The sequence below is a fragment of the Blastococcus sp. SYSU DS0669 genome (genome assembly GCF_054050895.1).
On the sequence record NZ_JBJHAE010000004.1, the window covers coordinates 214,182 to 240,121 of the forward strand.

Below are 25,940 nucleotides of genomic sequence, written 5' to 3' on the forward strand. Positions count from 1 at the left end.
CCAACGTGTCCGACACCGAGTACAACCGCGAGGACACCGGCCCCGTCGGTGGCCGGCGGCGCGAGCTGCCGGCGGTCCCGCCGGCGCGTCCGCGCCCGACGACGGGGGAGCAGCCGACGTACCACCCGACCACCGAGATCGACCTGAGCCAGGGCTTCCCCCCGGTGAAGCACGAGACCACCGAGATCGACCTCTCGGGCGGCTGGCCGCAGCACCTGCAGATCCCCCCGCGCCGCTCCGGCGCCGGGCGCGCCCGCGGCCGGGTGCTCGGCGTGGACGTCGGCACCGTGCGGGTCGGGCTGGCCCTGTCGGACGCCACGGGGACCCTCGCCAGCCCGCTGGAGACCCTCCGCCGGGCCAAGGACGGCTCGGACCTGGACCGGCTGGCCGCCCTGGTCGTGGAGCACGAGGTGTCAGAGGTGGTGGTGGGAGAGCCGGTGCACCTGTCGGGCGCCTCCGGTGCCTCCGCGCAGGATGCTGCCGATTACGCACAGGAACTGGCCGACCGGATCCCGGACGTGCCCGTGAACCTGATCGACGAGAGGCTCTCGACCGTGACCGCAGCCAGCCACCTCCGGGAGGGCGGCGTCGACAGCCGTCGCCAGCGCGCGGTGATCGACCAGGCCGCCGCCGTGGTCATCCTGCAGCAGTACCTCGACAGCCGGCGGGCGCCCTCATGACCGAGCTTGCGAGGGCATGCATGAGCGCAGCAGCCACGGTCTCGAGGACGACGAGCGGCAGCGAGGCGTCCTCGTGACCGCGCCCGGCGGGAAGCCTCGACGGGGGAGGCACGCGTCCGACGACGGGACCGGCGGCATGCCGGCACCGTTCCGGACCGGCTCCGGTGCCTCTGCCGCGGGTGGCTTCCCGCCGGGCCGCTCCGGCGACGAGACCGGTCCGCTCGGCGCGGCGGGCGGGTGGTCGGACCACCCGCTGACCTCGCGGCACGCCGACCGGGACGACCACGGCTTCGGCGCCCAGCACCCGTCGGCGCCGCTGCCGCCGCTGCCGGGCGGTGCGTGGGGCCGGCTGCGGCCCCGCGAGGACGCGGTGGACGACGACGCGACCGTCGCCGCGCCCCGGCTCTCCGCCGGCCCCGACGACATCCCCGACGAGCCGCCGGCCCGGTCCGCCGCGGACGACCCGACCGGCGGGCTGGACGTCATCGGCGCGAACGTCGACGACGACCGGCCGCGGCGGCGCGCGCTCCGCCGCCGCCGGGGCGACGAGTCCGCTCCCGAGCCGGCCGACGTGCGCGCGCACGACGACTCCGCCGTCCACGAGGACCCCGACGGAGGCGGCCTGCTGCACGACGACGAGATCCCGATCGCCCCCTACGACGCGCGCACCGACGCCCAGCGCCGGCGGCGGCGCCGCCGCCCGCTGGCCATCGGCCTGGCGCTGCTCATCCTCGGCGGCATGGTCGTGGGCATCGTCCTCGCCGGCCAGCAGCTGCTCTCGATGATCGACCCGGCCGCCCGGGACTACCCCGGCCCGGGCACCGGGAGCGTGGACGTGCGCGTGCAGGAGGGCGACACCCTCACCGACATCGCCCGCACCCTCGCCGACGCCGACGTCATCGCCTCCACCGGCCCGTTCGTGGACGCCGCGCAGGCCGAGCCCGCGGCCACGGGCATCCAGCCCGGCGTCTACAGCCTCCGGCTGCAGATGAGCGGGCAGGGGGCCCTGGAGATGCTCCTCGACCCGGCCTCCCGCCAGGTCTCGCGGGTGACCGTGCCCGAGGGCTTCACCGTGGACCAGGTCCTCGCCCGGCTGGCGGAGGAGACCGGCACCCCGCTCGCGGAGCTGCAGGCGGCGGCCGACCCCGCGGCGCTGCCCCTGCCCCCGTACGCGGGCGGGCAGCTCGAGGGCTATCTCTTCCCGGCGACCTACGACTTCGAGCCCGGCACCACGCCGCAGGAGATGCTGCAGCGGATGGTCGAGACGTTCAACGGGGTCGCCGCACGGCTGCGGCTGGAGGAGCGGGCCGCCGCCCTCGGGCGCACACCCGGTGAGGTGGTCACCATCGCCTCGATGATCCAGTCGGAGACGCGCCTCGACGAGGAGCGGGCCGACGTCGCCCAGGTCATCTACAACCGGCTGGAGGCCGGCATCGCGCTCGGCATCGACGCGACGCTCGCCTACGGCCTGGACAAGAGCGGCAACGAGCTCACCGTGACCGACCTGCAGACCGACAGCCCGTACAACACCCGCACCCGCCAGGGCCTGCCGCCCACGCCGATCAGCTCGCCGGGCGAGGCGAGCCTGGAGGCGGCGCTGGCCCCGAGCACCGGCGACCTCCTGTACTACGTGCTCGAGTCGCAGGACGGGACGCACTTCTTCACCAGCGACTACGCCGAGTTCCAGCAGGCCCGCCAGCGGTGCGCCGACGCCGGCCTCGGGTGCGGTGGCTGACCGGCCGCAGCGGGCAGCGGTCCTCGGGCGGCCGGTGAGCCACTCGCTCTCGCCGCTGCTGCACCGCGCCGCCTACGCGGCGCTGGGGCTCTCCGGCTGGACCTACGACGCCCTGGACGTCGGGGCCGAGGAGGTGCCGGTGCTGCTCGCCGGCCTCGGGGACGAGTGGCGCGGGTTCTCGGTGACGATGCCGTGCAAGCAGGCCGCCGTCGCGGTCGCCGATGTGGTCGAGCCGCTCCCGCGGCTGCTGGGCGCGGCGAACACCCTCGTCCGCACCGACGCCGGCTGGCGGGCGGAGAACACCGACGTCGCCGGTGTGGGCACGGCCCTGCAGGTGGCCGGTGTGGACGAGGTGGGGCACGCGGCGGTGCTCGGCGCCGGGGGCACCGCGGCGGCCGCCGCCGTCGCCCTGGCCTCGCTGGGCGCGGAGCAGGTCGACGTCGTCGTGCGGGACCCGGCCCGGGCGGGTGACGTGGTGCGGGTGCTGCAGACCCTCGGCGTGCGGGCCCAGGTGCTCCCCCTGGAGGGCGCCCGGGTGACGGCCCCCGTCGTCGTCAGCACCGTGCCGGTCGGCGGGCAGCCGGCCGTGGCCGCCCTCGAGTGGCACCCCGGGCAGACGGTGCTGGACGTCCTGTACGCCCCCTGGCCCACCCCGCTGGCCGAGACCGTCTCCGCTGCAGGCGGCACGGTGATCGGCGGGCTCGAGGTGCTGTTCTGGCAGGCCACCGTGCAGGTGGAGCTGATGACCGGGGAGCCGGCCCCCATCGGCGCCATGCGCGCCGCGCTCGACGCCCGCTGACCCGACCGCCGTGGACGTGTCCCGCCCGGTCCTCGCCGGCGTCGCGGTGCTCGCCGGGCTGCTCCTCGGACCGGTGCTGGCCCGCGTCTCGGTCCGGCTCGCCGCCCGGGACGACGCCGCCCTGCCCACGCCGGCCCGGGTCGCGCTGACCGGGGCGCTCACGGCCGCGCTGCTGGCCGCCGCCGTCCTGCTGGGCGGCGTCCGGCCCGCAACCGTGGCGCTGCTCTGGGTCGCGGGGGCCGCGGTCGTGCTCGCCGGCGTGGACCTCGCGGCGCACCGGCTGCCCGACCGGGTGGTGCTGCCGGCCGCCGCCGTGTGCGGGGCCGCACTGCTCGTCGACGCCGCCGTGCTCGGCACCTGGCTGCCGCTGGGGCGGGCCGGCGCGGCGGGCGCCGTCGCCCTCCTCGTCCCGGGGGTGCTCCGGCTGCTCGCGCCCGCGGCCCTGGGTCTCGGGGACGTCAAGCTGCTCGGGCTCCTGGGGCTGGTGCTCGGCTGGTTCGGCTGGGGGGTGCTGCTCGCCGGTGTGTTCCTCGGCCTGCTCACCGGGGCGGCGGTGTCGGTGGCCCTGGTGGCGACCCGGCGGGCGGGCTGGCGCAGCACGGTCCCCTTCGGCCCGCCGCTGCTCGCCGGTGCCGTCCTGGCGCTCGCGATCGGCGGGCTGCCGCCGGTGCCGTGATCGCCCCTCTGCACGGCCCCGGTCCAGAGGCTCGCCCCGAGCTTGCGAGGGGGGAGGAGGACCGGGGTCCTCCTGCTTCTAGACTTCCCAGCATGTTGCGCTGGCTGACCGCCGGTGAGTCGCACGGCCAGCAGCTCACCGCCATCCTCGAGGGCCTCCCGGCCGGGGTCGAGGTGCAGACGGCCGACCTCGACCTGCAGCTCGCCCGCCGCCGGCTGGGGCACGGGCGGGGTGCCCGGATGTCCTTCGAGCAGGATCTCGTCACCCTCACCGGGGGCGTCCGCCACGGCCGCACCCAGGGCGGGCCGATCGCGGTGCAGGTGGGCAACACCGAGTGGCCCAAGTGGCAGACGGTCATGTCCGCCGACCCGGTCGACGCCGAGATCCTCGCCGGGCAGGCCCGCAACGCGCCGCTGACCCGCCCGCGGCCCGGCCACGCCGACCTGGCGGGCATGCAGAAGTACGGCTTCGACGACGCCCGGCCGGTGCTCGAGCGGGCCAGCGCCCGGGAGACCGCTGCTCGCGTCGCCCTCGGTGCGATCGCCCAGGCGTTCCTGCGGCAGGCGCTCGGGGTCTCTGTGGTCAGCCACGTCGTGGGCATCGGCCCCGTCGTCGCCCCCGACGGCATCGTCCCCGGTCCGGACGACAACCCGCGGCTCGACGAGGACCCGGTGCGCTGCGCCGACCCCGCGACCAGCGCCCGGATGACCGCCGAGATCGACGACGCCCGGAAGAACGGCGACACCCTGGGCGGCGTCATCGAGGTCGTCGTCCACGGGCTGCCGCCGGGGCTGGGCAGCCACGTGCACTGGGACCGGCGCCTCGATGCGCGGCTGGCCGCCGCCCTCATGGGCGTGCAGTCGGTCAAGGCCGTGGAGGTCGGCGACGGGCTGGAGACCGCCCGCCGCCGCGGCTCGGTGGCCCACGACGAGATCGTGCTCGCCGACGGCGGGACGCGGGTCCAGCGGCTCACCGACCGCGCCGGCGGGATCGAGGGGGGGATGACCAACGGCGAGGTGCTGCGCGTCCGCGCCGCCATGAAGCCGATCAGCACGGTGCCCCGGGCGCTGCAGACCGTCGACGTCGCCACCGGCGAGGCGGCGGTCGCGATCAACCAGCGCAGCGACGCCTGCGCCGTCCCCCGGGGCAGCGTCGTCATGGAGGCGATGGTCGCCCTCGTGCTGGCCGACGCGGCGCTCGAGAAGTTCGGCGGCGACTCGGTCGCCGAGACCCGGCGCAACGCCCAGGCCTACCTCGACTCCCTGCCCTACCGGTGAGCGGTCCCGCCCTGGTCCTCGTCGGTCCCCCGGCCTCGGGGAAGACGACGGTCGGCACGGCGGTCGCCGCCGCGCGGGCGCTGCCCTTCCGGGACACCGACCGCGACGTCGAGGAGGAGGTCGGCGCGACGGTCGCCGACCTGTTCGTCCAGCGCGGCGAGCCGCACTTCCGCGCGCTCGAGGAGCGGGCGGTCGCCCGGGCGCTCGGCGAGCACACCGGGGTGCTGGCCCTCGGCGGCGGAGCGGTGACCAGCGCCGCCACCCGGGAGCTGCTGGTCGCCCACGGCCGGGCCGGCGGCACCGTCGTCTGGCTGGACGTCGACGTCGCCTCCGCCGCCCGCCGCGTGGGGCTCTCCCGCGACCGTCCGCTGCTGGCCGTCAACCCGCGCGCCATGCTGCGGTCCATGCTCGAACAGCGCGCCCCCCTGTACGCGGAGGTGGCCACGCACCGCGTGCCCACCGCGGGGCGCCCACCGGAGGAGGTCGTCGCCGAGGTGCTCGCCGTCCTGACCCCGGAGGAGGCCCGGTGACCCGGCGCGTCCCGGTCGCGGGGGAGCAGCCGTACGAGGTCGTCATCGGCCCCGGCGCCCAGGCGGAGCTGGCGCTCGTGCTCGCCGGCACGCCCAAGGTCGCCGTCGTCCACGCGCCGCCCCTCGCCGCCGCGGCCGGCGCCGCCGTGGAGACGCTGCAGACCGCCGGCGTCGCGGCCGAGGCGGTCGTGGTCCCCGACGGCGAGGCGGCCAAGACCGCGCAGGTCGCCGCCGAGGTGTGGGAGGAGTTCGGCCGTCTGGGGCTGACCCGGTCCGACGCCGTCGTCGGCGTCGGGGGCGGGGCCGTCACCGACCTGGCCGGCTTCCTCGCGGCGACGTGGACCCGCGGCATCCGCGTCGTCCAGGTGCCCACCAGCCTGCTCGGCATGGTGGACGCCGCCGTGGGCGGCAAGACCGGCATCAACACCGCGGCGGGCAAGAACCTGGTCGGCGCCTTCCACCCGCCGGCCGCCGTGCTGGCCGACACCGACCTGCTGGCCGGCCTCCCCGGGGACGAGTTCCGCGCGGGGCTGGCCGAGGTGGTCAAGTGCGGCTTCATCGCCGACGGCCGCATCCTCGAGCTGCTCGCCGCCGACCCGACCGGCCGCCGCGACACCGAGGAGCTCATCGAGCGGGCGGTGCGGGTCAAGGCCGCCGCGGTGGGGGAGGACCTGCTCGACACCGGGGTCCGCGAGTTCCTCAACTACGGCCACACCCTGGGCCACGCGGTGGAGCGGGTCGAGGACTTCGGCTGGCGCCACGGCGAGGCGGTCGCCGTCGGGCTGGTCTTCGCCGCCGAGCTCGCCGGCCGGGCCGGGCTGCTGACCCGCGCGGAGGTCGACCGGCACCGCGAGCTCCTCACCGCCATGGGCCTGCCCACCACCTACGCCGGCGACTGGGAGCGGCTGCAGCAGGTGATGCGCGTGGACAAGAAGGCCCGCGGCGCCTCGCTGCGCTTCGTCGTCCTCGACGGGCTGGGCAACCCCCGCATCCTGACCGACCCCGACCAGGCCTGGCTGGACGCGGCCTGGGCCGCCGTGGCCGAGCACCCACCCGCCCCGCCACCCCATCCGGAGAACCCATGACGATCCAGGTGCTCAACGGCGCCAACCTCGGCCGGCTCGGCACCCGCGAGCCCGAGGTCTACGGCACCACGACCTACGACCAGCTCGTCGAGCTGGTGGAGACCGCCGCCCGGGAGCTCGGCATCGAGGTGGCCGTGCGCCAGACCGACGACGAGGGCCAGCTGCTGCGCTGGATCCACGAGGCCACCGACGCCGGCGACCCCATCGTGGTCAACCCCGGTGGCTGGTCGCACACCTCGATCGTGCTGCACGACGCCCTGGCCGCGGTGACCGCGCCGGTCGTGGAGGTGCACATCAGCAACATCCACCGGCGCGAGGAGTTCCGGCACCACTCCTACGTCTCCCGGGTGGCCGACGGCGTCATCGCCGGGCTCGGGGTGCACGGCTACGTGCTGGCGCTGCAGTGGATGACGCTGCGGGGGGTGCGGTGAGCCCGGCCTCGGGACGGCGGGAGGTCCTGCGCGCCACCGCCGCCGAGCGCGGGCTGGACGCCGTCCTCGTCACCAACCTGCTGAACGTCCGCTACCTCACCGGCTTCACCGGCTCCAACGGCGCGCTGCTGCTGCGGGTCGACGGCGGTGACCTCTTCGGCACCGACGGCCGGTACACGACCCAGGCCGGGGTCCAGGTCCCCGACCTGGAGCTGCTCGTGGACCGGGCGACCGTGCCGGCGCTGGCCCGGGAGGCGGTGCGGCGCGGCGCGGGCCGGATCGGCTACGAGTCCCACGACCTCACCGTCGACGGGCTGCACGGCCTGGAGCGGGTGCTCACCGACGCCGCCGCCGGTGGCACCGTCCCGGAGCTCGCCTCGGTGCGCCGGGCGGTCGAGGGGCAGCGGGCGGTCAAGGACGCCGGGGAGGTCGAGTCGCTGCGCCGGGCGTGCGCCGTCGCCGACCAGGCGCTGGCCGAGCTCGCCGCCGAGGGGGCGCTGCGCCCCGGGCGCACCGAGCTGGAGGTCGGCCGGGAGCTCGACGCCCGGATGCTGGCGCTCGGTGCCGAGGCGCCGTCGTTCGAGACGATCGTCGCGGCCGGGGCCAACTCCGCCGTGCCGCACCACCGGCCCGACCGCACCGAGCTGCGCGCCGGCGACTTCCTCAAGCTGGACTTCGGCGCCACCGTCGACGGCTACCACTCGGACATGACCCGCACCCTGGTGCTCGGCCACGCGTCCGACTGGCAGCGGGAGATCTACGCGCTGGTGGCCGAGTCGCAGGCCGCGGGCCGGGCGGCGCTCGCCGTCGGTGCCGACGTCGTCGCGGTGGACGCCGCGGCGCGCGACGTGATCGTCGCGGCCGGCCACGGCGACCACTTCACCCACGGCCTCGGGCACGGCGTGGGGCTGGAGATCCACGAGGCGCCAGGCATCGGCCAGCAGGGCGCGGGTACGCTTGCCGCCGGTATGGCCGTCACCGTGGAGCCGGGTGTGTACCTGCCCGGCCACGGCGGTGTCCGGATCGAGGACACCCTCATCGTCACCGATGACGCGCCCGAGTTGTTGACCCTCACGAGCAAGGAACTGCTGGTCCTCTAGATGGCTACCACCAACGACCTGAAGAACGGCATCGTCCTCAACCTGGACGGTCAGCTCTGGACCGTCACCGACTTCCAGCACGTCAAGCCCGGCAAGGGCGGGGCCTTCGTGCGGACGACGCTGAAGAACGTGCTGTCGGGCAAGGTCGTGGACAAGACCTTCAACGCCGGCACCAAGGTCGAGACGGCCACCGTGGACAAGCGGTCGATGACCTACCTGTACAAGGAGGGCACCGACTTCGTCTTCATGGACGGCGACACCTTCGAGCAGATCTACGTGCCGGCCGAGACCGTCGGCGACGGCGCGAACTACCTGCTGGACAACACCGAGGTCGTCGTCGCGGTCCACGACGGCACCCCGCTGTACGTCGAGCTCCCGGTGACCATGGAGCTGGTCGTCGAGCACACCGACCCGGGCCTGCAGGGCGACCGCTCCACCGGTGGCACCAAGCCCGCCACCCTGGAGACCGGCGCGCAGATCCAGGTGCCGCTGTTCATCAGCACCGGCGAGAAGCTGAAGGTCGACACCCGCGACGGCCGCTACCTCGGCCGCGTCAACTGATCGCGGGCTGACTCCGTGGCTGCGCGGACCAAGGCGCGCAAGCGCGCCGTCGACGTCCTGTACGAGGCCGACGTCCGGGGCCGGGAGCGGGTCGAGCTGCTCCGCGAGCGGGTCGCCGACGGCAACCCGCCGGTCCCGGACCACGCGATCCGCCTGGTCGAGGGCGTCGACGAGCACGGCGCCCGCATCGACGAGCTGATCGAGGCACACACCTCCGGCTGGTCGCTGGAGCGGCTGCCCGACGTCGACCGCGCGATCCTGCGCATGGCGACCTACGAGCTGCTGTGGGTGGACGACGTGCCCGACGCCGTCGTCATCGACGAGGCGGTGGAGCTGGCCCGGGCCATCTCGACCGACGAGTCGCCCCGCTACGTGAACGGCGTGCTCGGCGCCATCCTCGCCGCCGAGGTCCCCACCACCTGACCCGGGCCTCGCCAGGCTCGGGGGGTGGGGGCACCCCCCTGCCGGGGGGTCCCCCCGACGACGGGGTGCAGCACAGTCGCAGGTGGTCGACCGGGTCCGGCGGGGTGCGCCGTCAGGGGTCCGTGAGGGCAGGGGCCCGGACCACCGGAGTGCGAGGAGCGTCCGTTGTCGCGCCAGCTGCAGCAACCCCGTGACCGTCGTCGTCGGTGGGGCGTGGCCGCCGCCGGGACGGCGATGGCCCTCGTCGCGCCGGTTCTGGCCGGCACGGCGCCGGCGTCGGCGTCCCTCACCGGTCCGGGGGTCGGACCGAACAAGAACATCACCGTCTTCCACAACCTCGACTTCGTCGGGGTCTTCGGTTACGGCACGGTCGGCCAGAGCGTGCGGGTCGAGGTGATCCGCGACGGTGCCGTGATCGGCGTCGCCGAGGGGCCGGCCTGGAACACCGACGAAGGCGTCGGCCTGGAGGTCAACCACGGCGTCGAGGCCGGGGCGCCGGTGTACCCGGGCGACTGCTGGGCCGGCGGCACGCCCGACATCAGGCCCGGCGACCGGGTCGTGGTGTACGCGGGGACGATCCGCAACGAGGTCACCGTCGACGACATCCGCTGGACCGGCACCCCCGAGGCGGCGGACGAGAACGGGGACGGGACCTCCGACTCCGTCGTCGTCCGCGGGGTCGCCGCGCGCTTCGACGGCACCGTCATCCCGCCGTCGGTCCTCGACTCCGGCGAGTTCCGCAACGAGAGCGGCAAGTACCGCGCCACCCCGGACGCCATCGAGGCCGACCCGGGGGTCCACGGCGGCTTCCTCGTGCGGTACCGCGCCCCCTACCTCGGCTTCCGCAACAGCGACGGCCTGACCGAGGTCCAGCGGCGGCAGGCGTTGCTCACCGAGGACGGTCACGCCATCGGGATCGGGCACACCGAGCCGCTGCCGCGGGAGTCCATGCTGGTCGACGGTCTCGCCGACGTCACCGGCCCGGCGCCCGGCTGCGAGACCTTCGCCCAGGACCTGCTGCCGCCCAAGCCGGTCAGCCACACGCCGGCACCGGGTGCCCGCGACGTGGGCCGGCTGACCAACGTCACCGTCGGCTTCGACGAGCCGGTCACCGGGCTGAGCGCCTCGACCTTCACGCTGTCCGCCTCCGACGGGACGGCGGTGACGGCGGGGGTCGCCTACAACCGGACCACCGGGGTGGCCACCCTCAACCCGTTCCCGGGCACGACCGCCCCCTTGGCAGCGGGCACCCGCTACACCGCCACCGTCAGCGCGACGGTCACCGACGCCGCCGGGAACCCGCTCCCGAAGACCAGCTGGTCCTTCGTCACCAGCGGCGAGGGCGCGGACAACGACCGCACCCCGCCCACCGTCGTCAGCCGTGCACCGGAGGACGGCGCGACCGGCGTGGCCCGGGGCGTGAACGTGCTGGTCGGCATGAGCGAGGCGGTGGCGAAACCCGACGCGACGTCGGTCCGGCTGGCCGCGCCGGACGGTTCGACGGTGCCCGCGGTGGTCAACGTCAACGCCACGACGAACACGGTGATCGTCAACCCGGACGCCGATCTCGCCGCCGGCACCACCTACCAGGTCGTCCTGACCGACGGTGTGAAGGACCTCGCCGGCAACGCGCTGGCGCCCACGACATGGACGTTCACCACGAGCGGGACGGCGTCCGGGGACACCGTGCCGCCGAGGGTCACCAGCCAGTCGCCTCCACCGGGCGCGACCGGCGTCGCCAAGGGGGCCAACGTGCTGGCCGGTATGAGCGAGCCGGTCGTCAAGCCGGACTCCTCGGCGGTGTGGCTGGAGACGGCGGACGGGTCGCGGGTGCCCGCCGCGGTCAACTACAACGCCACGACCAGGACGGTCATCCTGAACCCGGGAAGCGACCTGGCGGCCGGCTCGTACACGGTCGTGCTGACAGACGGGGTGGAAGACGTGGCCGGCAACGCGCTCGCACCGACCAGCTGGACGTTCACCGTCGGCGCGGCCTCGGAGGACACCGTGGCGCCGACGGTGACCACCCGTACGCCGGACCGCGACACCACCGGCGTCGGCCGCGCCGCGAACGTGTTCATCACCTTCGACGAGCCGATGACCAAACCGGATGCCTCCGTCGTGTGGCTCGAGGCACCGGACGGATCGCAGGTGCCGACGGCGGTGAACTACAACGCCACGAACAACACCGTGGTCCTCAACCCGGATGCGGATCTCGCCGCGGCGACGACGTACACGGTGGTGCTGACGGCCGGGGTCGTGGACCGCGCGGGCCTGCCCGTCGCCGCCGAGGAGTGGTCCTTCACCACCCGCTGACCCGGACGCGTCCGACCTCTCCGCAGGGGCCCGCCGTCATGCCGGGCCGGCGTCGAGCGGGGCCCCGGAGGGGTCCCCGAGACGTCGGCGGACGCGCTCGTCGCAGGTCGAGACGGCACCTGGCCGCGGTGTCGTCCGGAGGACGACGATGTGCTCAGTGCAGGTCGCGGCGGAGGAACAGCCAGGTGCCGACACCCACGAGCACCGCGGCGAAGCAGCCGACGACGAGGCCGCCCTGCAGGTTGGTGACCAGGTAGGTGGCCGGCGCGGCCGGTGAGGGCCCGCCCCCGAAGTCGACGAGCTCCAGCCCGCCCGGGAGGACCAGGGCGATGGAGTTGGTCGACAGCAGCCACCGGTCCGTCGTGGGCTCGAGGATGCGCAGCGCGTTCTCCGCGATCGCGAAGTAGACGAAGCCGACGCCCAGGGCCGCCCCGGTGTTGCGCACCAGGTTCGCCAGGCCGAAGCCGATGAGGCCGACCAGCACCGTGAGGACGATCCCGCGGCCCTGGGCGGCGAGCAGCCCCGACCAGAACCCGTCGGGGACCCCGCCGTCGCTGCCCACGAGGGCGTCCAGCAGCCAGGCCATGGCCAGCCACCCGAGCTGCGCGGCGACGCCGAGGATCAGCGCCGCGAGGGCGAGGACGCCCGTCTTGGTGCCGATGACCCGGAGCCGGCTGGGCACCCAGAAGAGCAGCGCCACGATGGTGCGGGCGGACCACTCGGCCCCGATCCAGGTGGCCCCGATCAGGAAGGCGAGCACCGCCGCGGCGACGGCGAAGCCCACCGCGCCGGCCTCGCCGGAGGAGGCGAGGTCGAACGGTGCCGTGGTGACGAAGTCCTCGACGCGGACGGTCGAGGCGTCGATGGGCGGGCCGCAGAACTGGTCCACGGGCTGCCCCGCCTGCTCGGCGTCCTGCTCGCAGACCTGCCGGAACTCCTGCTCGCCGGCGAGGAACTCGTCGCGGCGCTCGGTCGCGGCGGCGAGGTCGGCGGCGGTCGGTTCACCGAAGTTGAGCAGCCCGATGACCACCGCCCCGAGCCAGCCGAGGGTGGCCAGCGCCAGGAGCACCTGGATGAACCGGCGGGAGGTGAACCGGTGCACCTCGGCGCGGAACAGGCTGCCCCGCGCCCGCGTCGCCCCCACCGGCGCGGCCGTCGGCTGCTCGGCCACCGCGCTCACGCCCGCTCCCCGGTGATCGCGAGGAAGGCGCTCTCCAGGTCAGGGGTCACACGGACCAGCTCCTCGACGTAGTGGCCGTGCCCGGCGAGCACGCGGGTGATCTCGCCCGGCGCGGGGGCGCCGTGCACGAGGATCTGCCCGTCGGGCGCGGGGGAGACGGAGAAGCCGGCGCCGTGCAGCACCGCCGCGGCGGCGGCCGGGTCGGGCACCGCGACGCGCACGTCCCCCGTGCCGGCCCGGTCGAGGACGGACGAGACCGGCCCGGCGGCGACCTGGCGGCCGCGGGCGAGGATGGTGACCGAGTCGCAGACCTGCTGGATCTCGGCGAGCAGGTGGGAGGAGAGCAGCACCGTCGTCCGGCCGTCGGACCCCAGCCGCCGGATCAGCTCTCGGACGTCGCGGATCCCGGCCGGGTCCAGGCCGTTGCTGGGCTCGTCGAGGATCAGCAGGCGCGGGGCCTTGAGCAGCGCCGCCGCGATGCCGAGGCGCTGCTTCATGCCGAGCGAGTAGCCCTTGAACCGGTCCCCGGCGCGTTCACGCAGGTCCACCAGCTCCAGGCACTCCTCGACGCGGGCCGCGGGGACGCCCGCGGTCTCGGCGAGCACCTCGAGGTTGCGCCGGCCGGTGAAGCCGGGGAAGAACAGCGGGGTCTCGACCAGGGCGCCGACGTCGCCGATCACCCGGGGGAGGTCGGTGGGCACCGGGCGGTCCAGCAGCCGGATGTCACCGGCCGAGGGGCGGACCAGGCCCAGGAGGACGCGGATGGACGTGGTCTTGCCGGAACCGTTGGGCCCGAGGAGCCCGTGCACCCCGCCGGACTCGACCGTCATGTCGAGGCCGTCCAGCGCGCGGAGCTCCTGACCCCCCCGCCTGCGGTAGGTCTTGGCGACCCCGGACATCTGCACCGCCGGCACGCCGGCCTCCAGCCTCCCGGGTCGCGCGCCCGGGTCGCCGCACCCTGGCACATCAGGTGCTCCGATGACAGCACCCTGGTGACGGGGTGGAACGGCCCCCTGCAGGGACCCGCGGCGAGCGTGCGAGCCGTGGGGGGCAGGGGTCCTTCTGTCAGCGCGGAGTGCGCCGGCGGTCGCCCCAGGAGTCGTCCACGTCGTCGTCGAGCTCCTCGTCACCGCCGGAGCTGACGATGCCCTCCATGCCGGGGGAGAGCACGCCCCACTCGATGAGCCGTGAGGTGAGCTCGTCGGGGCTCATGTCGTAGATGATCGCCAGTGACTTGAGGTCCTCGGCGCGGATCGAGAGGACCTTGCCGTTGTAGTCGTGCCGCTGGGCCTGGATGGTGGAGGCGTAGCGGGCGAGCGGGCCGGCCTCGTCGGCGGGCAGCGACCCCAGCGACTCGAGGTTCAGCACGATCTTGTTGGTCGAGGTGACCGCGGAGCTCGGCCGCGGGTCGGGCAGCAGCTCCGACACCGGGACGCCGTAGAAGACCGCGAGCTCGGAGAGGCGCTGCACGGTCACGGCGCGGTCGCCGCGTTCGTAGGAGCCGACGACGACCGCCTTCCAGCGGCCGTGCGACTTGTCCTCCACCCCCTGCAGGGAGAGGCCCTGCTGGTTGCGGATCGCGCGGAGCCGGGCGCCGAGGGCCCGTGAGTAGTCGGTGCTCATCGCTGTCTGCTCACTGTCCGTCGTCTCGGATCGGGGTTGTTCGTCACGCAGCGTACGTGCGAAGCGAGGATCACAACAGCCGGGACGGCACGAAACCGCAGGCGGACGGCGCACCGGCAGGCCCGGCCGGGCGGCGGCGGGCCCGAGGGGGGCGTGCAGTACCGTCGACGCCGGTCCGACCACTCCTTTAACGACCCGTCCAGTGAGGCGGGGAAGGAGGCCTCATGGCCCGCTCGCCCGACCCTGCCCGGAGCACGTCTCCCGGCAGCACCCCCGGCACCCTGCTCTCGTCCGCCGACGTCGCCCGCGTCGTCGACCGCATGGCCCACCAGCTCATCGAGCGGGCGGCCAGCCTGCGTCCCGACGACGGCGCCGACCAGGCCGACGGGGGGCTCCCCGACCTGGTCCTCGTGGGCATCCCGACCCGTGGCGCGCCGCTGGCCCGCCGGCTGGCCGCCCGCATCGCCGCGTTCACCGGCGTGACCGTCGACGTGGGGACCGCCGACATCACGCTCTACCGCGACGACCTGCGGCTGCGCGGCGTCCGGGCGCTGGAGCCCACGGTCATGCCCGACGGCGGCATCGACGACCGGCTCGTCGTCCTCGTGGACGACGTCCTCTACTCCGGCCGGTCCGTGCGGGCCGCGCTGGACGCGCTCCGCGACCTGGGCCGCCCGCGCAGCGTCCAGCTGGCGGTGCTGGTCGACCGGGGTCACCGCGAGCTGCCCATCCGCGCCGACTTCGTCGGCAAGAACGTGCCGACGTCGAGGTCGCAGCAGGTGCGCGTGCACCTCACCGAGATCGACGGCGTCGACGAGGTCCTGGTCACGGAGGGGGACCGGTGAAGCGGCACCTGCTGGAGTCCGCGGACCTGGACAGGGACGACGCGACGCTGGTGCTCGACACCGCGGCGCAGATCGACCAGGCCCTCGCCGGCCGTGAGGTGAAGAAGCTCCCGACGCTGCGCGGGCGGACGGTGGTCAACCTCTTCTACGAGGACTCCACCCGCACCCGGATCAGCTTCGAGCTCGCCGCCAAGCGGCTGTCGGCCGACGTCATCAACTTCTCGGCCAAGGGCAGCAGCGTCTCCAAGGGCGAGAGCCTCAAGGACACCGCGCTCACCCTGGAGGCGATGGGCGCCGACGCCGTCGTCGTCCGGCACTCCGCGTCGGGCGCGCCGCACCGGCTGGCGAACTGGGTGCGCGGCAGCGTGGTCAACGCCGGCGACGGCACCCACGAGCACCCCACCCAGGCGCTGCTGGACGCCTACACGATCCGGCAGCGGCTGGGCCGGCTCGACGGGGTGCGCGTGACGATCGTCGGCGACGTCCTGCACAGCCGGGTGGCCCGCTCCAACGTCGGGTTGCTGCACACCCTGGGGGCCGAGGTCACGCTGGTCGCCCCGCCGACCCTGCTGCCGGTGGGCGTGGGCAGCTGGCCGGCCGAGGTGGGCTACGACCTGGACGCGGTGCTGCCCAAGAGCGACGTCGTGATGATGCTGCGGGTGCAGGCCGAGCGGATGAACGCCTCGTTCTTCCCCAGCGCCCGCGAGTACAGCCGCCGTTACGGCCTGGACGCCCGCCGCATGGCCGCCCTGCCCGACGACGCCATCGTCATGCACCCGGGGCCGATGAACCGCGGCATGGAGATCGCCGCCGAGGTGGCCGACTCCGTCCGCTCCACGATCGTCGAGCAGGTCGCCAACGGGGTCTCGACCCGCATGGCCGTGCTCTACCTGCTGCTCGGAGGCTCTCCCCAGTGACCACGTACCTGATCAAGGGCGCCCGACCGCTGGGCGGCGACCCGGCCGACATCCTGGTGAAGGACGGCCGCATCGCCGCCGTCGGTGACGCGCTGGACGTGCCCGGGGCCGAGGTGGTCGGGGCCGCCGGGCTGGTCGCGCTGCCCGGCCTGGTCGACCTGCACACGCACCTGCGCGAGCCCGGTCGCGAGGACGCCGAGACGGTGGAGACCGGCAGCCGCGCCGCCGCGCTGGGCGGGTTCACCGCGGTCCACGCGATGGCCAACACCGACCCGGTCGCCGACACCGCCGGCGTCGTCGAGCAGGTGTGGCGGCTGGGCCAGGAGGCCGGCCTGGTCGACGTCGTCCCCGTGGGCGCGGTCACCGTCGGCCTGGCCGGAGAGCGGCTGGCCGAGCTCGGCGCGATGGCCGACTCCGCCGCGCGGGTGCGGGTCTTCTCCGACGACGGGCACTGCGTCAGCGACCCCGCACTCATGCGGCGGGCGCTGGAGTACGTGAAGGCCTTCGACGGCGTCGTCGCCCAGCACGCCGAGGAGCCGCGGCTCACCGCGGGCGCGCAGATGCACGAGGGCGGCCGCTCCGCCCGCCTGGGCCTCACCGGCTGGCCGGCCGCCGCGGAGGAGGCGATCATCGCCCGCGACGTGCTGCTGGCCGAGCACGTCGGCGCGCGGCTGCACGTCTGCCACGTCTCGACCGCCGGCTCGGTGGAGATCCTGCGCTGGGCGAAGTCCCGCGGCGTCCGGGTGACCGCCGAGGTGACGCCCCACCACCTGCTGCTCACCGACGCCTGCGCCGAGTCCTACGACCCGGTCTTCAAGGTCAACCCGCCGCTGCGCACCGACGCCGACGTGGAGGCGCTCCGGGCGGGCCTGGCCGACGGCACGATCGACGCCGTCGGCACCGACCACGCCCCGCACGCGGTGGAGGACAAGGAGAGCGAGTGGGCGCAGGCCCGGCCCGGGATGCTCGGGCTGGAGCAGGCGCTGTCGGTCGTCATCGGGACGATGGTCGAGGCGGGCCGCCTCGACTGGGCCGGCGTCGCCGACCGCATGTCGGTCCGCCCGGCGGGCATCGGGCGGCTGGACGGGCACGGCCGTCCGCTGGCCCCCGGGGAGCCGGCCAACCTCGTGCTCGTCGACCCCGCCGCCCGCGCGGTGGTCGACCCCGCGGCGCTGGCCAGCCGCAGCCGCAACAGCCCCTATGCCGGCCGGGAGCTCCCCGGTCGGGTGGTCGCGACGTTCCTGCGGGGGACGCCGACCGTCCTGGACGGAAAGGCAACACGGTGACAGAGGCAGTGCTCGTGCTCGAGGACGGGCGGACGTTCCGGGGCGAGTCCTACGGCGCCACGGGGACGACGGTCGGTGAGGCGGTCTTCGCCACCGGCATGACCGGCTACCAGGAGACGCTGACCGACCCCAGCTACGCCGGTCAGATCGTCGCCATGACGGCGCCGCACATCGGCAACACCGGGGTCAACGGCGAGGACGACGAGAGCAGCCGCATGTGGGTGGCCGGCTTCGTCGTCCGCGACCCCGCCCGCCGCACGTCGAACTGGCGGTCGACCGGCAGCCTGGACGACGAGCTGGTCGCCCAGGGGGTCGTGGGCATCAGCGGCGTCGACACCCGGGCGCTGACCCGCCACCTCCGGGACCGGGGCGCGATGCGCGCCGGGATCAGCACCGAGCTGGATGCTGAGGCGCTGCTCGCCCGCGTGACGGCGGCCGAGAGCATGACCGGCGCCGACCTCGCCCCGACGGTGAGCACCGGCGAGCCCTACGTCGTCCCGGCGGTGGGGGAGAAGCGCTTCACCATCGCCGCGCTCGACCTGGGCATCAAGACCGCGACCCCGCGCCACCTGGCCGCGCTCGGCGTCGAGACCCACGTGCTGCCCTCCACGGCCACCGCCGAGGAGCTGCTCGCGGCCGGGCCCGACGGGGTCTTCCTCTCCAACGGCCCCGGCGACCCCGCGGCCGCGGACTACGCGGTCGCGGCGGTGCGGGGGGTGCTCGACGCCCGCCGCCCGCTGTTCGGCATCTGCTTCGGCAACCAGATCCTCGGCCGGGCGATCGGCCTGGGGACCTACAAGCTCCGCTTCGGCCACCGCGGGCTGAACCAGCCGGTGCTCGACCGGGTCAGCGGCACGGTGCGGGTGACCAGCCACAACCACGGCTTCGCCGTGGACGCGCCGCTGGACCGGCCCACCGACACCCCGTACGGCCCGGTCGAGGTCAGCCACGTCGGGCTCAACGACGACGTCGTCGAGGGGCTGCGGCTGGTCGACGCCCCGGCCTTCAGCGTCCAGTTCCACCCGGAGTCCGCGGCCGGCCCGCACGACGCGGCGCCGCTGTTCCAGCGCTTCGTCGACCTGATGGAGGCGGCCCGCACCGGTGACGGCCCGGCCGTCAGCCCACCCACCACGGTGCAGTCGAGCACGGGGGAGACCAACTGATGCCCAAGCGCACCGACATCGAGCACGTGATGGTGATCGGCTCCGGGCCGATCCTCATCGGCCAGGCCGCCGAGTTCGACTACTCCGGCACGCAGGCCTGCCGGGTGCTGCGTGCCGAGGGGCTGCGGGTCAGCCTGGTCAACAGCAACCCGGCGACGATCATGACCGACCCCGAGATCGCCGACGCCACCTACATCGAGCCGCTGACGCCGGAGTTCGTCGAGAAGGTCATCGCCAAGGAGCGGCCCGACGCGCTGCTGGCCACCCTCGGGGGGCAGACGGCGCTCAACATCGCCATCGGCCTGTACGAGAACGGCGTGCTGGAGAAGTACGGCGTGCAGCTCATCGGCGCCGACGTCGACGCGATCAACCGCGGCGAGGACCGGCAGAAGTTCAAGGACATCGTCCGGTCGATCGGCGCCGACGCCCCGCGGTCCAACGTCTGCGCCACCGTCGAGGAGGCGCTGGCCACCGCCGAGGAGGTCGGCTACCCCGTCGTCATCCGGCCCAGCTTCACCATGGGCGGCCTGGGCTCGGGCTTCGCCACCGACGAGGCCATGCTGCGCCGCATGGCCGCCCACGGCCTGGCCGACTCCCCGGTGCACACCGTGCTCATCGAGGAGTCGGTGCTCGGCTGGAAGGAGTACGAGCTCGAGCTGATGCGCGACCGCAGCGACAACGTGGTCGTCATCTGCTCCATCGAGAACATCGACGCGATGGGCGTGCACACCGGTGACTCGGTCACGGTGGCGCCGGCGATGACGCTCACCGACGTCGAGTACCAGCGGATGCGCGACGTCGGCATCGCCGTCCTGCGCGAGGTCGGCGTCGACACCGGCGGTTGCAACATCCAGTTCGCCGTCAACCCGGCGGACGGGCGGCTGGTGGTCATCGAGATGAACCCCCGGGTCTCCCGCTCCAGCGCGCTGGCGTCCAAGGCCACCGGGTTCCCCATCGCCAAGATCGCCGCGAAGCTCGCCATCGGCTACACGCTCGACGAGATCACCAACGACATCACCGGCGTCACCCCGGCGGCGTTCGAGCCGACGCTGGACTACGTCGTGGTGAAGATCCCGCGGTTCGCCTTCGAGAAGTTCCCCGGCGCCGACCCCCGGCTGACCACGACGATGAAGAGCGTCGGCGAGGTCATGGCGATGGGCCGCAACTTCCCCGAGGCGCTGGGCAAGGCGATGCGGTCCACCGAGACCAAGGTCGCCGGGTTCTGGACCGGGGGCGCGGAGACGCGGTCGGCCGACGAGCTCCTCGAGGCGTTGCGCACCCCGGTCGACGGCCGGCTCTACACCGCCGAGGCGGCGCTGGCCGCCGGCGCCACGGTCGAGCAGGTCGCCGAGGCCAGCGGCTTCGACCCGTGGTTCGTCGACCAGATCGCGCTCGTGCGCGAGGTGGCCGCGGACGTCCGCGAGACGCCGTCGCTGACCCCGGAGCTGCTCCGGCGGGCCAAGCGGCACGGGCTCTCGGACCGGCAGATCGCCGCGCTGCGGCCCGAGCTCGCCGGTGAGGACGGCGTCCGGGCGCTGCGCTGGCGGCTCGGCGTGCGGCCGGTCTACAAGACCGTCGACACCTGCGCCGCCGAGTTCGCCGCCCGCACGCCGTACCACTACTCGTCCTACGACGAGGAGACCGAGGTGCAGCCGCGGGAGAAGGAGGCGGTGCTGATCCTCGGCTCCGGCCCCAACCGGATCGGCCAGGGCATCGAGTTCGACTACTCCTGCGTGCACGCGGTCATGGCGCTGCAGGACGCCGGCTACGAGGCGGTGATGGTCAACTGCAACCCCGAGACCGTCTCCACCGACTACGACACCGCCGACCGGCTGTACTTCGAGCCGCTGACCTTCGAGGACGTCCTGGAGGTGGTGCAGGCCGAGCGCGCGGCCGGTCCGGTCGCCGGGGTCATCTGCACGCTCGGAGGGCAGACGCCGCTGGGCCTGGCGCAGCGGCTCAAGGACGCCGGCGTCCCGGTGCTGGGGACCTCGCCCGAGGCGATCGACGCCGCCGAGCACCGCGGGGCCTTCTCCCGCGTGCTCGCCGACACCGGGCTGCTGGCCCCCAAGCACGGCACGGCGACGACCTTCGCCGAGGCTCACGCGATCGCCACGGGGATCGGCTACCCCGTGCTGGTGCGCCCCTCCTACGTGCTCGGCGGCCGCGGCATGGAGATCGTCTACGACGACGCCACGCTCGAGGGCTACATCGCCAAGGCGACCGAGGTCAGCGACGACCACCCGGTGCTGGTCGACCGCTTCCTGGAGGACGCCGTCGAGATCGACGTCGACGCCCTCTACGACGGCACCGACCTGTACCTGGGCGGGGTCATGGAGCACATCGAGGAGGCCGGCATCCACTCCGGCGACTCGGCCTGCGCGCTGCCGCCGATCACCCTTGGCTCGGCCGACCTGCTGAAGATCCGTGCGGCGACCGGGAAGCTGGCCGAGCGCATCGGCGTCCGCGGGCTGATGAACGTCCAGTACGCGATCAAGGACGACATCCTCTACGTCATCGAGGCCAACCCGCGGGCCAGCCGCACGGTGCCCTTCGTGTCCAAGGCGACGGCGGTGCAGCTGGCGAAGGCCGCCGCGCGGATCGCCGTCGGGGAGTCGATCGCCGACCTCCGTGCGGCCGGCGTCCTCCCGGCGACCGGTGACGGCACCGACCTGCCCGACCACGCCCCGATCGCCGTGAAGGAGGCGGTGCTGCCCTTCCACCGCTTCCGCACCGTCGAGGGCCACGGGGTGGACACCGTGCTCTCCCCGGAGATGAAGTCGACCGGCGAGGTCATGGGCCTGGACGCGCAGTTCGGGACGGCGTTCGCCAAGTCGCAGGCCGCCGCCTACGGCTCGCTGCCGACCGACGGCACGGTGTTCGTGTCGCTGGCCAACCGGGACAAGCGCTCGGCGGTCTTCCCGATCAAGCGGCTGGCCGACCTGGGCTTCCGCCTGCTGGCCACCACCGGCACCGCCCAGGTGCTGCGGCGGCACGGCGTCGCGGCCGAGGTCGTGGGCAAGTTCAGCGAGGGCCCGGGCAACGTCGTCGAGCGGATCCAGGCCGGCGAGGTCGACCTGGTGTTCAACACGCCCTTCGGGGCCCCCGGCAACAGCGGCCCGCGGCTGGACGGCTACGAGATCCGCACCGCCGCGGTGAGCGCCGGCATCCCGTGCATCACGACGGTGCAGGGCATGGCCGCCGCGGTGCAGGGCATCGAGGCGCTCCGGCACGGCGGCATCGGGGTCCGCAGCCTGCAGGAGGTGCACGCGGCGCTGGCCGGCGGCACCCACGGCGGCCCGAGCACGTTCGCAGGGACGGGGGAGTGACCTCGGCGCCACCCGGCGCCGTGGCCCGGCTGCGGGACGACCTCGTCGCCCGCGGCCTGGTCGACGGCCTGCCCGCGGCGTTCACCGCGGGGGTCACCCGGTTCGGGCGGCCCCCGCAGGCGGAGCTCGACGCCCTGACCGGCGCGGCCGGCGACCTGGCGGCTCGTCTGGCGACCGGAGCCGTCGGCGCGGAGGACCTGCCGCTGCTGACGCGCGTGCTCGTCACCGCCCGGCAGGGCGACCTGCTCGCCGCGCACGGGCTGGCGACTCCGGCCTACGACGTGCTGGGCTCCTTCCGGGAGAACCTGGAGCGGCCGCTGGGCCTGCTGCTGCCCGAGCGGCCGACGGCGGGTGGCCGGCGCTGGCCGCTGCTGGGCCGCACGGTGGGCTTCCCGATCGGGGTCTCCTCCTGCGTCCTCAACGGCAGCGCGGCGTGGGTGCGGCACAACGTCGCCAACGGCTGGAACGTGCTCACCTACAAGACCGTCCGGGGTCGGGCGCACCCGCCGAACGAGGCGCCGAACTGGACCGTCGCCCCGGGGCAGACCGTCAGCCTCCCCCCGGGGGCCGGCGCGGACGTCGTCTCCGATCCGTGGGACTGGGTCGCGCCGGGGTCAGCGGCGGTGAGCAGCGTGAACTCCTTCGGCGTCCCGTCGCCGGAGCCCGGGGAGTGGATGGCGGACCTCGCCCGCGCCGTGGACGCCGTGGGCGAGGAGCAGGTGCTGCTGGTCAGCGTCATGGGGGAGGGCGACGACCTCGCGGCGGACTTCGTGCGCACCGCGCTGCTGGCGCAGGAGTCCGGTGCGACGGTGGTCGAGCTCAACCTGTCCTGCCCGAACACCCTCGACCGCTCCGCGGCCGGCGTGAAGCCGCCGCTGTGCCTGGACGCCGACGCCACCGTCGCGGTGGTCGAGGCGGTGCGCCGGGCGCTGGACGACCGCACCGGGCTGGTGGCCAAGCTCTCCTGGCTCGACGCCGACCGGCTCGCCGCCCTGGTCCCGCGGCTGGCACCGCTGGTGGACGGGATCGCCGGGATCAACACCGTGCAGAGCCGCGTGCGGCGCAGCGACGGCACGCCCACCTTCCCCGGGCGGGAGCTGGCCGGGCTGTCGGGGATCGCGGTGCGCGAGTCGGCGCTGGACTTCACCCGGCGGCTGGTCGCCCTCCGGGAGCAGAGCGGCGCCCGCTTCGACGTCCTGGCGATGGGCGGGGTGACCGACCCGGCGTCGTTCGAGGCGCTCGTCACCGCCGGGGCGGACGCGGTGCAGACCGCCGCCGGCGCCTTCGCCGATCCGCTCCTGGCCCAGCGCTGCGTCGCCGCGCTGGGGGAGACCCTGCCCCGGGCGGTGGCGCCGTGACCGCGCCGTTCGGGCACCGGCTGGCCGACGCGGTAGCGGACCGCGGGCCGCTGTGCGTCGGCATCGACCCGCACGCCTCGCTCCTCGACGCCTGGGGGCTGCCCGACAGCGCCGACGGGGTGGGCCGGTTCACCGACGCCGTCGTCGACGCGCTCGCCGGCTCGGTCGCCGTCCTCAAGCCGCAGATCGCCTTCTACGAGCGGTTCGGCTCCCGCGGCCTCGCCGTCCTCGAGGAGGGGGTGGCCCGAGCCCGCGCGGCCGGCGCGCTCGTGCTGCTGGACGCCAAGCGCGGCGACATCGGCTCGACGATGGCCGCCTACGCAGACCTGCTCCGCCCGGACCACCCGCTGGCGGTGGACGCGATGACCGTGAGCCCCTACCTCGGCCCCGGCTCCCTGCAGCCGGCGGTGGACAGCGCGCGGCAGCACGGCGGCGGGCTGTTCGTGCTCGCCCGCACCTCCAACCCCGACGCCGCGACCCTCCAGCACGCGCTGGTGGGGGAGCGGTCGGCCGCGCAGGTCGTGGTGGACACCGTGCGCGGCTGGAACACGCCGGGCTGGGTCGTGGGCGACCCGCTGCCCGACCCCGCGGCGGTGCGGGACCTCGCCACCGGGTTCGGCCCCACGACCGGCTCCTTCGGGGTGGTGGTCGGCGCGACGCTGCGCGAGCTCGACGTCGACCTGACCGGTCTGGGCGGTCCGGTGCTCGCACCGGGCCTCGGTGCGCAGGGCGGGACGGTGAGCGACCTGCGCCGGTTGTTCGGCGACCGCGCGGCCGTCGTCCCCACGGTGTCCCGCGACGTGCTGGGCGCCGGCCCCGACCCCGCGGCGCTGCGGGCCGCGGCCGAGCGCTGGGCGGAGGCCCTGGCGACCTGAGCCGCCTGCCGGGCGTGTCGTGTCGTCGGCGTGTCGGGGCCGCGCCCACCGCGCTCCCGGGCAGCCGCCGCCACGAAACCGCTCCGTCCGGATACCGACCCTGACCTGGGGTGATCACACTGGGTGAGGGACAAGGTGGCGAATGCGTGAACACCGGGTCGCCGGGCCGTTCGGTTGATCTCCGAGTCCGTGCGTGACCTGCGGATTTGCCGGGCACCACCACGACCGTGAGGCTCGCAGCGGAGGCGCGGTGCGTCTCCAGGAACCGAACGACCGCCGGTCGGACCTCGGCCGACGACGACACGATTGGGTTGCACCATGCCCCTGCCTGACCTGTCCCCGGAACAGCGGGCCGCCGCCCTCGAGAAGGCGGCCGCCGCCCGCAAGGCGCGCGCCGAGCTGCGCGAGCGACTCAAGAGCAAGGGCGCCACGGTCGGCGACGTCCTCAAGCAGGGCGAGACCGACGAAGTGATCGGCAAGATGCGGGTCTCCGCCGTCCTGGAATCCCTGCCCGGTGTGGGCAAGGCGCGGGCTGCGAAGATCATGGAACGCCTGGAGATCTCCCCGACACGACGCGTGCGGGGTCTGGGCGCCAACCAGCGGCGGGCGCTGGAGGCCGAGTTCGGCGGCGAGAAGGTCGACGCCGAGCAGGTCCCCGCCGACGGCTCCGTCTGAGGAGGGTCGTCGGGACCGCCGACGACCCCGGGCGAGGACGACGAGTGGCTGCAGCGACACCGGCACGGCTGACCGTGCTCTCCGGACCCTCCGGGGTCGGCAAGGGCACCGTGGTCGCCGAGGTCCGGCGGCGGCATCCGGAGGTCTGGGTGTCGGTGTCGGCCACCACTCGTCGCCCCCGGCCCGGCGAGGTCGACGGCGTGCACTACCACTTCGTCGCCGACGCCGAGTTCGACCGGCTGATCGCCACCGACGGGCTGCTGGAGTGGGCCGAGTACGCGGGCAACCGCTACGGCACGCCGCTCGCCCCGGTGCAGGCGCAGCTGGCCACCGGCCGGCCGGCGCTGCTGGAGATCGAGCTGCAGGGCGCCCGGCAGGTCCGGGCCCGCGCGCCGGAGGCCCAACTGGTCTTCCTCGCCCCGCCGTCGTGGGCCGAGCTGGTCAGCCGGCTGGCCGGCCGCGGGTCCGAGCCCGCCGCCGTGCAGGAGCGGCGGCTGGCGATCGCGCAGGCCGAGCTGGACTCCTCCGGCGAGTTCGACGTGGTGGTCGTCAACGACGACGTCGCCCGCGCCGCGGACGAGTTGGTAGGCTTGTTGACTGCGCCCTCGCCCGGACCGGTTCCGGGCGCGAGCGCCCACGAGTGAGCCCGCCGGTTCCGCCGGCCCGCCCGCTCCCACGAAACGATCGAGGAGACCCGTCCGACCGTGTCCGGAGTCGCACCCGCCCCCGAGGGCATCACCAACCCGCCGATCGACGAGCTGCTCGAGCGCACCAGCAGCAAGTACGGCCTGGTGATCTTCGCCGCCAAGCGCGCGCGCCAGATCAACGCCTACTACAGCCAGCTCTCCGAGGGCCTGCTGGAGTACGTCGGCCCGCTGGTCGACACCGCGCCCCAGGAGAAGCCGCTGTCGATCGCGCTGCGCGAGATCAACGAGGGCCTGCTCGCCCACACCGCCGGCGAGAACTGAAAGAGGACCCCGTCGCTCCCCACGCCTCGCACGCTCGGCACGGGGCCCTGCGACGGGGCCGACGGCTGGTGACGTGCCCAGCCGTCTCGCTCGTTGTGATGGCGCCCC

General features: G+C 74.7%; 25 protein-coding genes. 22 read left to right on the forward strand and 3 right to left on the reverse strand.

What is annotated here, in order from left to right; all coding sequences use genetic code 11:
- The first annotated feature begins 5 nt into the window (after window positions 1-5).
- The 12 genes from ruvX to ACI792_RS07140 all read left to right on the forward strand — a co-directional run bounded on the left by ruvX (window position 6) and on the right by ACI792_RS07140 (window position 11,613).
- Window positions 6-680, forward strand: coding sequence for a Holliday junction resolvase RuvX (gene ruvX / locus ACI792_RS07085; RefSeq protein WP_456601978.1), 675 nt, complete (start codon window positions 6-8; stop codon window positions 678-680).
- Window positions 681-816: 136 nt separating this feature from the next.
- The gene (mltG, locus tag ACI792_RS07090) at window positions 817-2,415 is read left to right on the forward strand and encodes an endolytic transglycosylase MltG (RefSeq protein ID WP_456601979.1); all 1,599 of its coding nucleotides are present in this window, start codon (window positions 817-819) and stop codon (window positions 2,413-2,415) included.
- Entirely contained in the window at window positions 2,408-3,214 is an 807-nt protein-coding gene (locus tag ACI792_RS07095; RefSeq protein ID WP_456601980.1) for a shikimate dehydrogenase, read from the forward strand. The genes mltG and ACI792_RS07095 overlap by 8 nt, the downstream gene beginning before the upstream one ends.
- 10 nt (window positions 3,215-3,224) lie before the next feature.
- Complete coding sequence (locus tag ACI792_RS07100; protein ID WP_456601981.1) at window positions 3,225-3,890, forward strand: prepilin peptidase; 666 nt, start codon at window positions 3,225-3,227, stop codon at window positions 3,888-3,890.
- Window positions 3,891-3,982: 92 nt separating this feature from the next.
- Window positions 3,983-5,167 carry a chorismate synthase gene (aroC, locus tag ACI792_RS07105; RefSeq protein WP_456601982.1) on the forward strand — a complete coding sequence of 395 codons (1,185 nt, stop codon included), beginning with the start codon at window positions 3,983-3,985 and terminating at the stop codon, window positions 5,165-5,167.
- The gene (locus ACI792_RS07110) at window positions 5,164-5,697 is read left to right on the forward strand and encodes a shikimate kinase (RefSeq protein ID WP_456582227.1); all 534 of its coding nucleotides are present in this window, start codon (window positions 5,164-5,166) and stop codon (window positions 5,695-5,697) included. Before aroC ends, ACI792_RS07110 begins: the two co-directional genes overlap by 4 nt.
- Window positions 5,694-6,782: a 3-dehydroquinate synthase gene (gene aroB, locus ACI792_RS07115; RefSeq protein WP_456601983.1), complete on the forward strand. Its 1,089-nt coding sequence runs from the start codon at window positions 5,694-5,696 to the stop codon at window positions 6,780-6,782. The genes ACI792_RS07110 and aroB overlap by 4 nt, the downstream gene beginning before the upstream one ends.
- Window positions 6,779-7,213, forward strand: a complete 435-nt coding sequence (gene aroQ, locus ACI792_RS07120) for a type II 3-dehydroquinate dehydratase (protein WP_456582229.1) — start codon at window positions 6,779-6,781, stop codon at window positions 7,211-7,213. Before aroB ends, aroQ begins: the two co-directional genes overlap by 4 nt.
- The gene (locus ACI792_RS07125; protein ID WP_456601984.1) at window positions 7,210-8,313 is read left to right on the forward strand and encodes a M24 family metallopeptidase; all 1,104 of its coding nucleotides are present in this window, start codon (window positions 7,210-7,212) and stop codon (window positions 8,311-8,313) included. The genes aroQ and ACI792_RS07125 overlap by 4 nt, the downstream gene beginning before the upstream one ends.
- On the forward strand, window positions 8,314-8,874 hold the full coding sequence (gene efp / locus ACI792_RS07130; protein WP_456582231.1) for an elongation factor P: 561 nt from the start codon (window positions 8,314-8,316) through the stop codon (window positions 8,872-8,874). It begins immediately after the preceding gene.
- Between the two features lie 15 nt (window positions 8,875-8,889).
- Window positions 8,890-9,297 carry a transcription antitermination factor NusB gene (gene nusB, locus ACI792_RS07135; RefSeq protein WP_456601985.1) on the forward strand — a complete coding sequence of 136 codons (408 nt, stop codon included), beginning with the start codon at window positions 8,890-8,892 and terminating at the stop codon, window positions 9,295-9,297.
- Window positions 9,298-9,462: 165 nt separating this feature from the next.
- Entirely contained in the window at window positions 9,463-11,613 is a 2,151-nt protein-coding gene (locus ACI792_RS07140; protein ID WP_456601986.1) for an Ig-like domain-containing protein, read from the forward strand.
- A 154-nt stretch (window positions 11,614-11,767) separates the two neighbouring features.
- Here ACI792_RS07140 and ACI792_RS07145 read toward each other — a convergent pair whose 3' ends face one another.
- From ACI792_RS07145 to bldD, 3 genes are all read right to left on the reverse strand, one after another.
- Window positions 11,768-12,793, reverse strand: a complete 1,026-nt coding sequence (locus tag ACI792_RS07145; protein WP_456601987.1) for a hypothetical protein — start codon at window positions 12,791-12,793, stop codon at window positions 11,768-11,770.
- Complete coding sequence (locus tag ACI792_RS07150) at window positions 12,790-13,707, reverse strand: ABC transporter ATP-binding protein (protein WP_456601988.1); 918 nt, start codon at window positions 13,705-13,707, stop codon at window positions 12,790-12,792. The genes ACI792_RS07145 and ACI792_RS07150 overlap by 4 nt, the downstream gene beginning before the upstream one ends.
- 151 nt (window positions 13,708-13,858) lie before the next feature.
- Window positions 13,859-14,416: a transcriptional regulator BldD gene (gene bldD / locus ACI792_RS07155; protein ID WP_456582236.1), complete on the reverse strand. Its 558-nt coding sequence runs from the start codon at window positions 14,414-14,416 to the stop codon at window positions 13,859-13,861.
- Between the two features lie 224 nt (window positions 14,417-14,640).
- Between bldD and pyrR the strand changes: the two genes are divergently transcribed.
- The 10 genes from pyrR to rpoZ all read left to right on the forward strand — a co-directional run bounded on the left by pyrR (window position 14,641) and on the right by rpoZ (window position 25,832).
- Window positions 14,641-15,261 carry a bifunctional pyr operon transcriptional regulator/uracil phosphoribosyltransferase PyrR gene (pyrR, locus tag ACI792_RS07160; protein WP_456601989.1) on the forward strand — a complete coding sequence of 207 codons (621 nt, stop codon included), beginning with the start codon at window positions 14,641-14,643 and terminating at the stop codon, window positions 15,259-15,261.
- Complete coding sequence (locus tag ACI792_RS07165; protein WP_456601990.1) at window positions 15,258-16,178, forward strand: aspartate carbamoyltransferase catalytic subunit; 921 nt, start codon at window positions 15,258-15,260, stop codon at window positions 16,176-16,178. Before pyrR ends, ACI792_RS07165 begins: the two co-directional genes overlap by 4 nt.
- On the forward strand, window positions 16,175-17,464 hold the full coding sequence (locus tag ACI792_RS07170) for a dihydroorotase (protein WP_456601991.1): 1,290 nt from the start codon (window positions 16,175-16,177) through the stop codon (window positions 17,462-17,464). The genes ACI792_RS07165 and ACI792_RS07170 overlap by 4 nt, the downstream gene beginning before the upstream one ends.
- Window positions 17,461-18,627 (forward strand): glutamine-hydrolyzing carbamoyl-phosphate synthase small subunit, encoded by a 1,167-nt coding sequence (gene carA / locus ACI792_RS07175; protein ID WP_456601992.1) that lies wholly within the window; start codon window positions 17,461-17,463, stop codon window positions 18,625-18,627. The genes ACI792_RS07170 and carA overlap by 4 nt, the downstream gene beginning before the upstream one ends.
- Entirely contained in the window at window positions 18,627-21,956 is a 3,330-nt protein-coding gene (gene carB, locus ACI792_RS07180; protein WP_456601993.1) for a carbamoyl-phosphate synthase large subunit, read from the forward strand. The genes carA and carB overlap by 1 nt, the downstream gene beginning before the upstream one ends.
- Window positions 21,953-23,314, forward strand: coding sequence for a dihydroorotate oxidase (locus ACI792_RS07185; protein ID WP_456601994.1), 1,362 nt, complete (start codon window positions 21,953-21,955; stop codon window positions 23,312-23,314). The genes carB and ACI792_RS07185 overlap by 4 nt, the downstream gene beginning before the upstream one ends.
- Window positions 23,311-24,189: an orotidine-5'-phosphate decarboxylase gene (gene pyrF / locus ACI792_RS07190; RefSeq protein ID WP_456601995.1), complete on the forward strand. Its 879-nt coding sequence runs from the start codon at window positions 23,311-23,313 to the stop codon at window positions 24,187-24,189. Before ACI792_RS07185 ends, pyrF begins: the two co-directional genes overlap by 4 nt.
- 318 nt (window positions 24,190-24,507) lie before the next feature.
- A complete protein-coding gene (gene mihF, locus ACI792_RS07195) occupies window positions 24,508-24,864 on the forward strand; it encodes an integration host factor, actinobacterial type (protein WP_456582244.1) in 357 nt (118 codons plus the stop codon).
- A 44-nt stretch (window positions 24,865-24,908) separates the two neighbouring features.
- On the forward strand, window positions 24,909-25,508 hold the full coding sequence (gene gmk, locus ACI792_RS07200) for a guanylate kinase (RefSeq protein ID WP_456601996.1): 600 nt from the start codon (window positions 24,909-24,911) through the stop codon (window positions 25,506-25,508).
- 60 nt (window positions 25,509-25,568) lie between these two features.
- Complete coding sequence (gene rpoZ, locus ACI792_RS07205) at window positions 25,569-25,832, forward strand: DNA-directed RNA polymerase subunit omega (RefSeq protein ID WP_014376157.1); 264 nt, start codon at window positions 25,569-25,571, stop codon at window positions 25,830-25,832.
- Window positions 25,833-25,940 lie beyond the last annotated feature (108 nt).